Here is a 13547-nt window from a genome sequence, read left to right on the forward strand (position 1 = left end):
GGACTTATGCCGGACGGCGGTTTGGTGTCCGAGCCTCCGGTTAGGCTGGCCGCTATGACCAGTGCGGAGCAGCCCGGCCCCGACCCCACGCCTGACACCCCCACCACGCCCACCGTTCTCACGGTCGTGCCCGGCGGCAGCCCCGCCGAGCGGGCCGGGGCTCTGCTGCGCGTCCGCTCCTTCCGACGGCTGTGGCGGGCCCAGCTGCTGGGGTCCGTGGGTGACCGGCTCGGCCTGCTGGTGCTGCTGATCCTGGTGGTCGAGGCAGCGGCGACCGGGGAGTTCGGCACCGGCTACCGGGCCGTGCTGCTGGCCGTCGCCGCGGTCTTCGCGCTGCGGCTGCTGACCACGCTGCTGCTCGGGGTCCTGCTGCTGGAGCCGTTGGCCCGACTGCTGGACCGGGTGGACCGGCGCTGGACCCTGTTCGGCGCGGACGTGCTGCGGGCGGTGCTGTTCGGGGTGGCCCCGTTCTGGATCGTCTGGAGCCATGCCACGGCCGCGGTCTGGCTGCTGATCACCCTCTTCGTCGCCGCCGCCGCCGAGCGGATCGCCGCGATCGCCCGCGAGGCGGTCGGCGAACGACTGCTTCCGGCCACCGCGCCCGGCGTCCCGACCGTGGACCAGCGCCCGGTGCTGCGCCACATCGACCAGTGGACCGGCTACGCGGCCGTCCCGCTGGCCGCCGCCGTGCTGGTGGCGCTGACGCTGATCGAGAACGGCCTGTCCTCGGGCATCGGCTGGCTGGACGACCACACCGGCACCGTCTCGTCGTTCGGCGCGGCCGGGCTGCTGGTGGCCTCGGCGGTGCTGCTGTACCTGCAGGAACTACCGTCCGCCTCGGGCCCGATCGCCCCGTACTCACCGCTGACCGGGCTGCGCGCGCCCACCGACACCACCCCCGGCGAGCGGGCGCCGCGCGGCCGCACCGGCAGCGCCGTCCTCTTCAGCTTCTCCGCCGCCGGATCCGCCGCCGCCATGGGCGGCATGGTGGCCTCGGCGCTGCCGCACGCGCACGACCTGCTGGCCGGCCCGGTCGGCTTCGGCCTGCTGGTCCTCGCCGCCACCGCGGCCCCGGTCCTGGGCCTGCGGATCGCCCCCTCGGTGCTGCCGGTGCTCGGCCGCCGCAGGCTGCTTCCGCTCGCCGTCGGCAGCACCGGCCTGGCCCTGCTGCTGGCCGGCCTGGTCCAGGACTTCGTGCTGGCGCTGGTGCTGATCACCCTGGCCGGGGTGGCCGCCGGAGTCGTCCTGCGCACCGCGTACGTACTGCTCGACCTGGAGACCGAGCCGGCCCGGCAGCCGCTGGTCCAGGAGCACCTGCGGTCGATGCTGCGGGTCGCCGTCGGGATCGGCCTGGTGGTCGCCCCGCTGCTGGCCGCGGCCATCGGCCCGCAGATGGTGGACACCCAATCGCTGCAGTTCGACCACGGCGGGGCCGGCCTGGCCGTCTCCTTGCTGGGCCTGCTGCTGCTGGTGTTCGCCGTGGTGGTGTTCCTCCGCGCCGACGACCGCCGGGGCACCGCGCCGTTCACCCGGGACGTCTGGGACGCCCTGCGCGGCGGCTCCAAGCCCGTCCCGCACCGGGCCGGCAGCGGATACTTCATCGCCCTCGAGGGCGGCGACGGCGCCGGGAAGTCCACCCAGGCCCAGGCCCTCGCCGAGTGGATCCGCAGTAAGGGCCACGAGGTCGTGGTCACCCGCGAGCCCGGCGGCAGCGCCATCGGCCAGCGGCTCCGCGCCATGCTGCTGGACGTCGGCAACACCGGCATCTCGCACCGCGCCGAGGCCCTGCTGTACGCGGCGGACCGGGCCGAGCACGTCGAGAACGTGATCCGCCCGGCGCTGGACCGCGGCGCCGTGGTCATCACCGACCGCTACATGGACTCCTCGGTCGCCTACCAGGGCGCGGGCCGCGACCTGGCCGCGAGCGAGGTGGCCAGGATCAACCGCTGGGCCACCGAGGGCCTGGTGCCCGACCTCACCGTGCTGCTGGACGTCGACCCGGCCGCGGCGCGGGAGCGCTTCACCGAGGCGCTGGACCGGCTGGAGTCCGAGCCCGAGGACTTCCACGCCCGGGTCCGCACCGGCTTCCTTGCGCTGGCCGCCGCCGACCCGGTCCGCTACCTGGTGGTCAACGCCGCGCAGACGCCGGCCGCGGTCACCACCGCGATCAGGCACCGGCTGGACCGCGAGCTGCCGCTCTCCGAGCAGGAGCGGGTCGCCCGGATCGAGCAGGAGCGGCTGGCCCGCGAGGCCGAGCTGCGCCGGATAGCAGCCGAGGAGAAGGCCAAGGCCGACGCCGAGCAGGCGGAGCGGGAGAAGCAGGAACAGCTGGAGCGGCTGCGACTGGCCGAGGAGGAGCAGGCCAAGGCCCTGCAGGCGGAGGAGGACCGCAAGTCCGCCGAGAAGTCGCGGCTCGCCGCCGAGCAGGCCCGACTGGCCGCCGAGGCCGAGGCGGCCCGCCGTGCGGCGGCCGAGCAGGAGCGGCGCGAGGCGGAGGCAGCGGAACGCCGCCGGATCGAGTCGGAGGCGGCGCGACTGGCCGAGCTGGAGCGCCAGCGCGACGAGCGGCGGGCCCATGAGCGCCGCCGCGCCGAGGACGCGCTGCGACGTGCCGAGACGGAACGGCAGGCGGCCGCGCAAGCGGCGGCGGCCGCCGCTGCGGCAACGGCGGCGAGCGCGGCCGAGGCCGCCCCGGCGCCCGGCGCCGAGGCGCCGACCCGGGAGGTCCCGGTGGTGGCGCCGCAGAGCACGCCCCAGGACAAGGCCCCGGACCAGGCTCAGGCTCAGGGCAAGGCTCAGGACACGGCCCCGGGCAAGCCGCAGGTCGCGCCCGACCAGCCGACCGAGGTGATCAGCGAGGAGGACCGGGCCGAGGCGATCCGCCGTGCGGACGCGGCCCGCGCGGCCGGGAGCAAGCCGGTGGCGGGCGGCGAGTCGGCAGTGGGTGGCGAGTCGGCGGCGGAGACGACCACGGTCATGCCGCAGGTGCCCGCAGAGGCGCCCGAGGCGCCCGCTCCCAAGCGCGGCCGGGCGGTCACCCCGCGCACCCCGCCGGCCCCGCGCACCCCGCCGACGAGGCCGACCCCGGCGACCACCCCGGCGGAGGAGCGGACGGCCGTGCTGCCCAAGGTCCCGCCGGTGCCGCCGCAGGCCCCTCAGGCCGCGCAGCAGACGACGCCGCCGGGTCAGGGCGGTCGCCTGCCGAAGTCCTGGCGGGTGGCCCGCCCCAAGAGCGGCGAGAGCGTCCAGGAGGGTTCCCCCGACTGGCTGTTCCGTCCCGAGGAGGGCCAGCCCCCGGCCCCGCAGCAGCCGGCCCCGCGGCAGGCAGCGCCGCGGCAGCCGGCCCCGCAGCACCCCCCGGTGGAGCGCACCACCGAGATGCCGATCGTCGAGCAGGACGCCCCGGCGTCCCAGCGGGCGGCCGGCAGCCGCTACGACTGGGCTGAGGAGACCCCGTTGGACGACCTGCCCAGCCTCACCGACGAGCTGCTCGGCTCCCGGGACGAGTGGTCCCAGTGGGACGGCGGCGGCGAGGACGAGTCAGGCGGCAAGGGCCGCAAGGGCAAGCGCTGACCCCCTAGGCTCGCCCGTGATCCGCTGAAGTCGTGATCCGCTGAAGTTCTGAGACGAAGTTCTGGAGAGAGCAACCGTGAGTGTCTGGGACGACCTGGTGGGCCAGGAGCAGGTGGTGGAGCAGCTGGTCACCGCCGCCCGCTCGGCGCGGGTCGTCCTGGCCGGCGGCCGTACCAGCGGTGAGGACGAGCAGGCCGCGCCGGCCGGGGCCGGGACCACCGGGATGACCCACGCCTGGCTGTTCACCGGGCCGCCGGGCTCGGGCATGGCTACCGCCGCCCGGGCCTTCGCCGCCTCGCTGCAGTGCACCTCACCCGATCTGGAGCTGGGCGGGATCCCCGGCTGCGGCTTCTGCGAGGGCTGCCACACCGCGCTGATCGGCAGTCACGCGGACGTGGCGTCGGTGCGCACCGATGTGCTGAGCATCGGTGTGAAGGAGACCCGGGAGCTGGTCCGCAGCGCTTCGATGTCCCCGGCCGGCGGGCGCTGGCAGGTGATCATCGTGGAGGACTCCGACCGGCTGACCGAGGGCGCGGCCAACGTCCTGCTCAAGGCGATCGAGGAGCCCGCGCAGCGCACCGTGTGGCTGCTCTGCGCACCCTCGGTGGAGGACGCGCTGCCGACCATCCGCTCCCGCTGCCGGCTGCTGGTGCTGCGGACGCCGCCGGTCAGGGCGGTCGCCGACGTCCTGGTGCGCCGGGACGGCATCGAGCCGGAGATGGCGATCTTCGCGGCCCGTGCCGCGCAGGGCCACATCGAACGGGCCCGCCGCCTCGCGCTGGACCCGGCCGCCCGCGAGCGCCGGGCCGAGGTGCTGAAGCTGCCGCTGCGGGTCGCCGACCTGGGGGCCTGCCTGGCCGGCGCCCAGGCCCTGGTGGACGCGGCGACCGCGGACGCCAAGCAGGTCGCCGAGGAGGTCGACACCCGGGAGACCGAGGAGCTGCGGGCCGCGCTCGGCGCCGCCGCAGGCATCGGCGGCCGCATGCCGCGCGGGACGGCGGGGGCGATGAAGGACCTGGAGGACCGGCAGAAGCGCCGGGCCACCCGGACCCAGCGGGACACCCTGGACCGGGCGCTGATCGACCTCTCCTCCTTCTACCGGGACGTCCTGGCGGTGCAGTTCCGCGCCGCAGGCGAGCTCTCCAACGAGGAGATGCGGGCGGCGGTGGAGCGGGTCGCCGGGGAGTCCGGGCCGGAGGGGACGCTGCGCCGGATAGAGGCGGTGCTCGACTGCCGACGCGCCCTGGAGCGCAATGTCGCCCCGCTGCTCGCGGTGGAGGCGATGACGGTGGCGCTGCGCGCGGGGTGAGCTGTCGCTCTTTCGGGTGACACTGCGGGTTGCCGGGGGAGTAGTCCCGGTTGCCGGGGGATGGCACCCCAGTGATCTTGTGGTGGGCGGTTCTCGCGGTGCTGGGTGTGGTGGCGGCAGTGTGGCTGGCCGGGGGTGCGCTGGCCTCCTGGCGTGAGCAGCGGGCCGGTCTTGTGTATGAACTGACGCCCCGTTATCTGGGGGCGGTCCTGCGCGGGGGCCTCGCGCTGCTGGCATTCGGCGGTGTGCTGACCGGCAGCCTGGCGCTGCTGCTGACGTCCCCGGTGGCGCGACCTGCTGCGGTCTCCGCCGACGCACGGGTGGCCGCCCGTCCCCTGGCCCACCCCACGGTGACCAGGCCGGCCCCCGCGCCCACCCCCTCCCCGGCCGCGCCGACCTCGCCGACGGCACCGACCGCGCTGACCGTGATCGCCCGCCCCCACGGCGGCCAGCTGCTGCAGGGCTCGCTGCCCGGACTGCCCGGCCGGTTCAAGGTGTGGCTGCCCGAGCAGTACGCGGGACGGTCGGCCCCGCTCCAGGCCGTGCTGGTACTGGCGGACGACGCCGACCTCGACGATGTGTTCGAGGGCCTGGCCGGGGCGGTCGACTCGGGCCGGGCCAACCCGATGGTCGCCGTCGTCCCGGCCGCCCCCTGCGCCGCGGCCGGAACGGTCGATCCCGCGCTGACCGGCAATCGCCTGCGTGCCGCTGTCGCCGCCCGGTTCCATGTGGACCCGGCGGCCGGCGGCTGGGGCGTCCTCGGCCTGGACGCCGGCGCGCCCTGCGCGGTGGCGACGGAACTCGCCGCCCCGGCGCAGTACCGGGCGGCGGCCGGCCTCGGCGGACGCTATGACGCGATGCCCGCCGCCGTCACCACCGCCGCGCCCGGCTCCGGCTCGGTGGCGCGGCTGCTGCTCGCCGACTCCAGCCGGGACACCGCGGGCCAGGCCTCGGCGTCCAAGCTGAACTCCGCGCTGGTAAGGCTGCCGGGTACCGCCGTCCGGGTGTCCTCGGCGGTCCGGGACTTCTCGGTCGAGCGGGAGCGCTTCCGCCTGGTCCGGCTCGCCGCCGGATATCTGACCGAACAACTGGCGACCACGCGGCGGTGACTGACAGCGCCGACGGATACGCTCTGCGTGCTGCAGAGAGAGTTGAGGACAGAAGAAGATGAAGCTTGTTCCGCGTATCGCGACGGCATCACTGCTGCTCGCCGGGCTCGCCCTGAGCGGGTGCTCCTCGTCCGGCACCCCCTCCGGAACGGGGTCGTCATCCAGCGCGTCCTCGTCCACCGACTCCGCCGTCACCAGCGCACCGGCGGCGGCCGCCCCGGCCACCGCGCCGGTGCTGGAACCGCTGCCCGCGGCGATTCCGGACGCACTGCAGCGCTACTACGGGCAGAAGCTGAGCTGGCACTCCTGCGACAGCGGATTCCAGTGCGCGACGGTGAAGGTCCCGCTGGACTACGCCGACCCCGGGTCCGGTGACATCTCCCTCGCCGTGGTCCGGCACCAGGCCTCCGGCAAGGGCTCCACCCGGCTCGGCTCGCTGCTGATCAACCCGGGTGGCCCCGGCGGCTCCGCGGTGGATTACGCGGAGTACGCGGCGAGCAGCTACCCGGCCGTGGTCCGCGCCTCCTACGACATCGTCGGGGTGGATCCGCGCGGGGTGGCCGGCAGCACCCCGGTCAGCTGTCTGAGCGACAAGCAGATGGACGCCTACACCGCGACCGACACCACCCCGGACACCCCGGCCGAGATCAACACCCTGGTCGCGGCCGACAAGTCGTTGGCGCAGGGCTGCGAGAAGCTCTCCGGCCGGCTGCTGCCGCACGTCAGCACGGTCGACTCGGCACGGGACATGGACGTGGTGCGGGCGCTGCTCGGCGACGCCAAGCTCAACTACCTGGGCAAGTCCTACGGGACCTTCCTCGGCGCGACCTACGCGGGGCTGTTTCCCAGCCGGGTGGGCCGGATGGTGCTCGACGGCGCGATGAACCCCTCGCTGGACGCTCTGCAGCTGAACAGCCAGCAGGCCGGCGGCTTCGAGACGGCCTTCGACGCCTTCGCCGCCGACTGCGTCAAGAGCAGCGGCTGCCCGCTCGGCAGCAGCACCGGGCAGGCCGACACCAAGCTGGACCAGCTGTTCGCCTCCTGGGACGCCCACCCGCTGAACACCGGAACCTCCCGCAAGCTGGACGAGGCGCTGGGCACCACCGGTGTGATCGCCGCGATGTACGACCAGGAGCAGTGGCCGCAGCTGCGCGGGGCGCTGACCCAGGCCGAGCACGGCGACGGCTCCGGCCTGCTGACGCTCTCCGACCAGTACTACGAGCGCGACGGCTCGGGCCACTACAGCAATCTGATGTACGCCAACGCGGCGGTGAACTGCCTGGACCTGTCGACCGCCGCCACCGGCCCGGAGCAGGTGGAGCAGCAGCTCGCGGCCTATCGCAAGGCCTCCCCGCACTTCGGCACCACGCTCGCCTGGGGCGGTCTGACCTGCGCGTACTGGCCGGTGAAGCCGACCGGTGCGGCCCACACCATCCCGGCCAAGGGCGCGGCCCCGATCGTGGTGGTCGGCACCACCCGGGATCCGGCCACCCCCTACGCCTGGGCCCAGGCCCTGGCCGCGCAGCTGGACTCGGGGACGCTGCTGTCCTACGACGGCGACGGCCACACCGCCTACGCCCGGGGCAGCCAGTGCATCGACGGCGCGGTGAACGTCTATCTGCTGACCGGTCGTACCCCGGCCAAGGGAACCGTGTGCAAGTAAGGGGCTTGCAGCTGTCACAATCCTTTCATCGCACTAATTGGTGGTGCGGTGGAAGGACGAGGCGGCGGGCATGTTCGGAGTCATCAACTACGGCACCTATGTGCTGGGCGCACTGCTGATCATCCTGCTGCCCGGGCCCAACTCCATGTATGTGCTCTCGGTCGCCGCCCGCAAGGGCGTGCGCACCGGCTTCCGCGCCGCCTTCGGGGTCTTCCTCGGCGACACCACGCTGATCACCTTGACCTCGCTCGGCGCGGCCTCGCTGCTGAAGGCGACCCCGCTGGTCTTCGACGGGGTGAAGCTGGTCGGGGCCGGCTACCTGGTCTTCATCGGCTACGGGATGCTGAAGTCGGCCCGCCGAATGTGGCTGGACCGCAACACCGACCCGGACACGGATGCCGACCAGGCCGACGCGCCGGACGCGCAGGAGCGGCCGTTCCGCCGGGCGCTGGTGATCAGCCTGCTGAACCCCAAGGCGATCCTCTTCCTGCTGTCCTTCTTCGTGCAGTTCGTGGACCGGTCCTACGGGCAGCCGGAAGTGGCCTTCGTCATACTCGGCGCCACCATCCAGTTGTTCAGCTTCCTCTACCTGACCACGCTGATCATGGCGGGCACCACGCTCGCCAACGCCTTCCGCCGCCGCCGTCGCCTCTCGGCCGGTCTGACCACCGGCATCGCCGCCCTCTTCATCGGTTTCGCCGCGAAACTGGCGACCGCCTCGGCCGGATAGCGCGGGGCGCCAGCGCGGGACAACAGGGTCGGAACCACCCCTGTGGACTGTGTAGACTATCCACGGTTGCCGATCAACAGATCGTCGACGGTGCCGCCTTAGCTCAGTTGGCCAGAGCAACGCACTCGTAATGCGTAGGTCTCGGGTTCGAATCCCGAAGGCGGCCCTGAAGAACCCTAGGACTCCCTCGCCGGGACCTGGGGTTTTTCCATTTTCTTGACCTTCCCTCGGACTAGCCGAAGCATCCGGCAAGCCCGACGATGGGAACGTGTGGCCGAAGTGTGGCCATTTTTGCGGAGGCGCTGCAGAGGTGGGGCCATCGCGCAGGCTTCGGTTGGCCGGTGAAAGCTGCGGACTTGTCCAGTCTCTACAAGAAGATGCCTGCTGCTCGTGCGGTCCCCCATCCTGAGACCGCGAAGATGCGGTGCGCCAGTGCGTCCGGTCGGCGCGGCACGGGGGCGCGCCGGATAATTCTTCAGAGAGCGGTGCGGGACATGGTGACGGTCGCGGCCCTACATGCCCAGCGGCGCCAGGCTGACGGCGTGCTGCAGGCTCGTGTTGGTGTCGCCGTGCCCGGCCCGGAGATGCTGGGTCACGCTCCTGACGTCACCCCACAACCACCAGGTGTACATGTCGGGCGACTCGCAGCCAGTGTCCGGCAGTATCACCTTGGCCACGGTCCTCCCGGTGCCGCGCAAGTTCACCGATTCCTGGAGGGCGACAGGGTTAATCTGCACGTCGACAAGGCTTGTGGACGGCCTGGCGGACGGGTCCGGGGCCAGCTGGTTGCCGGAAGATCCCGTTGGGGGCGGGGGATTGCGGTGTTGACGCGTTATCTGTTCTGCAGCCGCCCCAGCCCATATGCGGCGGCTCTGCTGCTTGTACGCGGTGATGCCCTTGGGCCCGAGTGTTAGCACGGTGCGGAAGGGCCAGTTGCGGATTGACCGTTCCGTGCAAAGTCGTTCCAGCGCGCGGTGGTTGCCGTGATAATGGAGGGATGAACACACGGCGGATCGTGCTGATGGTGACCTCCTTGGCGGTGGCGGGCCTGGGTATGGCGTTTCTCCTGCTCCGGGGGAATACGGCGAATCAGGTGGCCACGGTGGTGTCGGCGTTGGTGGCCGTTGCGGCGCTCGGTGTCGCCGTCTGGGCCGGCCTGCCCGCGCCGCATTCACGCAGGCTGCGGGTGGCGGGCACCGGCGAGGCGCGGGCCGGCATCGGAGGTACCGCTGTGTCCGGTCTCGTCGTTCCGGCTGCCGGCGGCACGGGAGCGGATCTGGGAACGGTTGAGGTGGAACGAACCGGCCCGGCCGACGCTACCGCTGGCGGGGATGCCACCAGCGGCGTCCGCCTGACCTGAGTGGGTTGGCCCGGATGATTCCGGCCCACGAGGCCGGTCTTCATCCGGGAGAGACGCACGCACGTGAGACGAACGGAGGCTTAGTGAAGGCGCGCGGGTGGCGGCAGTGGTCGGCGTCTGTCACCGGCAGCGGGGCAGCCCGCGCCACAGCAGGCGGGGTGGCGGTCAGCGGCGTCGTGCATGGTGACGTGGCTGTGCATGCTCCTTCTGCTGCCCGCAGCGGGTACCGGCAGCAGGTTCTGCGCATTGCGCCCTCCGAGCTGGGCGGCAGGGAGGCGGAACTGGCCGAGCTGGCCGCCTTCTGCACCGCGCCGGACATGGGCCCCTATGCGTGGTGGCGGGCGCTGGCCTGGTCGGGGAAGACCGCGCTGATGGCCTGGTTCGCGCTCCACCCCCCGGAGTCCGTGGAGATCGTGCCCTTCTTTATCACCGCGCGCTTCGCCGGGCAGAGCGACCGGACGGCGTTCACGGAGGTTGTCGGCGAACAGCTCACTGCACTGCTGGGGCAGCCGATGCCCGCCTACCTCACCGAAGCCACCCGCGAAGGCCATCTGCTCGCCGTGCTGGAGGAGGCGGCTCACCGGTGCCGGCAGCGCGGTGAGCGCCTGGTGCTGCTGGTCGATGGCCTGGACGAGGACCGCGGGGTGACCACCGGACCGGACGCGTACAGCATCGCCGCACTCCTGCCCGCGCGACCGCCCGCCGGCATGCGGGTGATCGTGGCTGGCAGACCCGACCCACCCGTACCGGGCGACGTACCGGAAAATCACCCCCTTCACGACCCCGGCATCGTACGGCCCCTGGAAGCGTCTCCCTTCGCGGCGGCGGTCCGGGCCGACTGCGAGCGCGAGTTGGCGCGGCTGCTGCGCGGCGCGCCGGAGGAACGGGACCTGCTGGGTCTGGTGGCCGCTGCCGGGGGTGGCCTGAGTAGGGCCGACCTGGCGGAACTGGCCGGCTGCGACGACTGGGAGGTGGCCCAGCACCTCCGGGCAGTCACCGGACGTACGTTCACTGTTCGCGCGGGCGGCGGCCAGTCGGTTGCCGGGCCCGTGACGGCCACCACCGATGTGTATGTCCTCGGCCACGAGGAACTCCAGACGACGGCGCTCACCATGCTCGGCCAGGACAGGCTGTCCGGCTACCGCGGACGGCTGCACGCGTGGGCCGGGACGTACTGCGACCGGGGCTGGCCGCCGGACACTCCGGAGTACCTGCTGCGCGGCTACGCCCGGCTGCTGCGCGCCACCGCCGACCTGCCCCGCGCTGTCGCCTGCGCCACCGACTCTGCCCGCCACGACCGGATACGTGAACTGACCGGAGGGGACACTGCCGCCCTCGCCGAGATCGTCGCCGCGGGGGCCATGGTCCTGGCGTGCGATGAACCCGATCTTGTGGGGACGGCCCTGCTCGTTGCCCACCACAATCGGCTCGTGGAACGCAACACCTATCCGGTGAGCCTGCCCGCCGTGTGGGCCGCTGTCGGCCAGGCGGACCGCGCCGAGGCGCTGGCCCGAGGGAGTGACTATCCGGAAGCGGTAGGTGCCGCGCTGGCGGAGGTCGCCGTGGTGGTTGGCTTCGGGGGCGATCGGGTGCGGGCGGCCCGGCTGGCCGACACCATCGAAGGCCTCAACGGCGGCAGTGAAATGGCCTGCTGGCGGGCGCGCCGAATGGTGGCCGTAGCGGAAGCGGCGGGAGCCGGTGGTGACCTCGGCCGCGCCGCTGCCATGGACCGCGCCATGGATGTCGTTCTGGCACACGCCACCGCCCACGAGAAGGCGCTGGTCCTAGCTGCCCAGGCACGGGCGGCCGCCGCGGGCGGGGATCGCGGGCGGGCCGGCGAACTGGCCGACGCCATTGAGGAACTGGCCCGAACCGACATCCACTCCTGGTGCAAGGGGGATGTGCAGTGGGCGGCCGACTCGGAGGACCCGGAGCGTGTGGCCGTCGCACTGGGGCACTTGGGAGTCCTCGCCCGCACGGTGCGCTCTACCCGGCGGCGGGCCGCGATAGAGGCGATGCTGGCGGCGGCCGCCGCTGCGGGCATCGGCAGACACGGAGCCCCGCTCTTGGAGGCGGCTGCGGAGTTGAGCCGATGGGCCCGACCGCCCCTGTGGGCTCTTGAGGTCGTTGAGCCGCTCACCGAGGCGGTGGTCGCCTCAGGTGACGCGCCGCGCGCCGCGCGTCTGGTGGACCTGATTGCGGAGGCGGCCGCCATTCCCGCTCATCCGTGCTGGAAGGACTCGTCGTCGACGCGGTCTCTGGCCCGGGCTACGGTGCAGGCGTTGACTGTATGCGCCGACCGGGAACGCGCGGCTGCGCTGTCCCGGGCGTTGGAAGTTGTAGCCAGCATGCCAGCAGATGACGACACCGACGACAGTGACGACGCCGTGCTGCTGGTGGCAGCGGCGGGAGCGGCGGCGTTGGCGGGCGAAGACGCGCGGGCCGAGGCGTTGGCCCGCGCGATTACAGACCCTGAATGGCGCCCGGAGGCGCTGGTCCTGATGGCGAAGGTGTCGCTCGGCTGCGGGGATATCGAGCGGGCAGCGGGGCTCGCCGCGGTGGCCGAGCGCTTCTGTCGTGAGAGTGTCCGGCCCTATCCTCGGGCGAAGGCGCTGGCCGCGCTGGCGCGGGCGACAGACGCCGGGGGTGATCGGGCCGGAGCGGTGCGCCTGACCGGTGCCCTCCCCGTTCTGGCCGGTGCTACGGCCTCGCCGTACTGGCGGGCGGAGGTGCAGGTGGAGTGGGTGGGCGCGCTGGCGGCGATGGGAGAGTCGGACCGGGCCGAGACTCTGGCGCGGACGATCCTGCCGTCGCTGAGGGAGTGGGCTGGCCAGGAGCTGGTGCGGACACTGTCCAACCGTGGCGAGTTTGATCGGGCCGAAGCGTTCGTCCTCGGCATCGGCAACGAGAGGGAACGGCGCGAGGTCGGGAGAACGTTGGCGCAGGAGGCGGTCACGCACGGCGCGTTCGAACGGGCAGGGAGGTTGCTCGACGCGTTCGAGGCTCTGCCGGAGGACCGGGCCAGACTGCTGACCTCGCTCGCACGGGCGGCGGCTGTCGGCGGGGCCCGGCACCGCGCCGCCGTACTCGCCGCTTCTCTGCGGGACCTCGCCCAAACACGCTCGGACAGCCAGTTTAGGGACTCAGTGGCGCGGTACGCGGCAGAGGCACTGGCCTGGAGCCGCCAATTCGACGAAGCCGAGGATTTGGCGCGCGGCATCACCGATCCGTATTACCAAGCGGACGCGCTAGTCGCTCTGGTGAGGGCGGCGGCAAGGTCGGGCCAGCCAGGCCTGGCAGCAATGTGGGCCCACCGGGCCGGGGAGTCGTGCTCGCGGACCGACGGGTATACGCAGTTCTTGTTGCTGAGCCGCCTGGTGGAGGCGGTGACGGCGACAGGCGACCTCAGCACCGCGCTGGACCTGGCCGAAGGCATTCCCAATTCGAACTGGCACGCTGGCGCCCTGGCAAAGCTGACGCGGTTCGTCGAGCCCGCCAGAGGGCGGCGGCTCATGGCACGCGCGCTGGCCCTGGGCAACTGGAGCAGCCTGCTCGACGACCTCGGCCGGCTCGCCCCCGAAGCTCTCCCGGCTCTCACTGACACGCTTCTCGGCTGGGAGGAAACGGGCGGCGGCTCCGTCGCGCCCGGATGGGGCCCCAGGGCGGCGGATACCGGCGCGGCGGGCGGGTCGGCGCCGTGACGCACCACGAAGAGCGGACCGCACCGCCGCGAGAGGAGCGGGCTGCGGCGGCGCGGCCGAAAGGCCGGGTGTGGTCCATGCGGGCGTCCGGGACGGGCGCGG

At 72.9% G+C, this 13547-nt stretch carries 8 protein-coding genes and 1 tRNA gene; 8 read left to right on the forward strand and 1 reads right to left on the reverse strand.

The features are described from left to right. The first annotated feature begins 54 nt into the window (after positions 1-54). From tmk to ACXKR8_RS28790, 6 genes are all read left to right on the forward strand, one after another. Positions 55-3573, forward strand: coding sequence for a dTMP kinase (gene tmk, locus ACXKR8_RS28765; protein WP_458267482.1), 3519 nt, complete (start codon positions 55-57; stop codon positions 3571-3573). Between the two features lie 76 nt (positions 3574-3649). Beyond that, positions 3650-4882: a DNA polymerase III subunit delta' gene (locus ACXKR8_RS28770; protein WP_458267483.1), complete on the forward strand. Its 1233-nt coding sequence runs from the start codon at positions 3650-3652 to the stop codon at positions 4880-4882. A gap of 107 nt (positions 4883-4989) precedes the next feature. Next, entirely contained in the window at positions 4990-5991 is a 1002-nt protein-coding gene (locus ACXKR8_RS28775) for a hypothetical protein (RefSeq protein ID WP_462099896.1), read from the forward strand. Positions 5992-6049: 58 nt separating this feature from the next. Then, the gene (locus tag ACXKR8_RS28780; RefSeq protein WP_458267485.1) at positions 6050-7654 is read left to right on the forward strand and encodes an alpha/beta hydrolase; all 1605 of its coding nucleotides are present in this window, start codon (positions 6050-6052) and stop codon (positions 7652-7654) included. 70 nt (positions 7655-7724) lie between these two features. Further along, on the forward strand, positions 7725-8384 hold the full coding sequence (gene leuE / locus ACXKR8_RS28785) for a leucine efflux protein LeuE (RefSeq protein ID WP_458267486.1): 660 nt from the start codon (positions 7725-7727) through the stop codon (positions 8382-8384). A 92-nt stretch (positions 8385-8476) separates the two neighbouring features. Further along, positions 8477-8550 (forward strand) — tRNA-Thr (locus ACXKR8_RS28790). A gap of 346 nt (positions 8551-8896) precedes the next feature. Here the strand turns inward: ACXKR8_RS28790 and ACXKR8_RS28795 are convergent. Beyond that, complete coding sequence (locus ACXKR8_RS28795; RefSeq protein ID WP_458267487.1) at positions 8897-9061, reverse strand: hypothetical protein; 165 nt, start codon at positions 9059-9061, stop codon at positions 8897-8899. Between the two features lie 320 nt (positions 9062-9381). Between ACXKR8_RS28795 and ACXKR8_RS28800 the strand changes: the two genes are divergently transcribed. Continuing rightward, entirely contained in the window at positions 9382-9744 is a 363-nt protein-coding gene (locus tag ACXKR8_RS28800; protein ID WP_458267488.1) for a hypothetical protein, read from the forward strand. Between the two features lie 158 nt (positions 9745-9902). Further along, positions 9903-13445: an ATP-binding protein gene (locus ACXKR8_RS28805; protein WP_458267489.1), complete on the forward strand. Its 3543-nt coding sequence runs from the start codon at positions 9903-9905 to the stop codon at positions 13443-13445. Positions 13446-13547 lie beyond the last annotated feature (102 nt).

The organism is Streptacidiphilus sp. PAMC 29251, assembly GCF_054208735.2.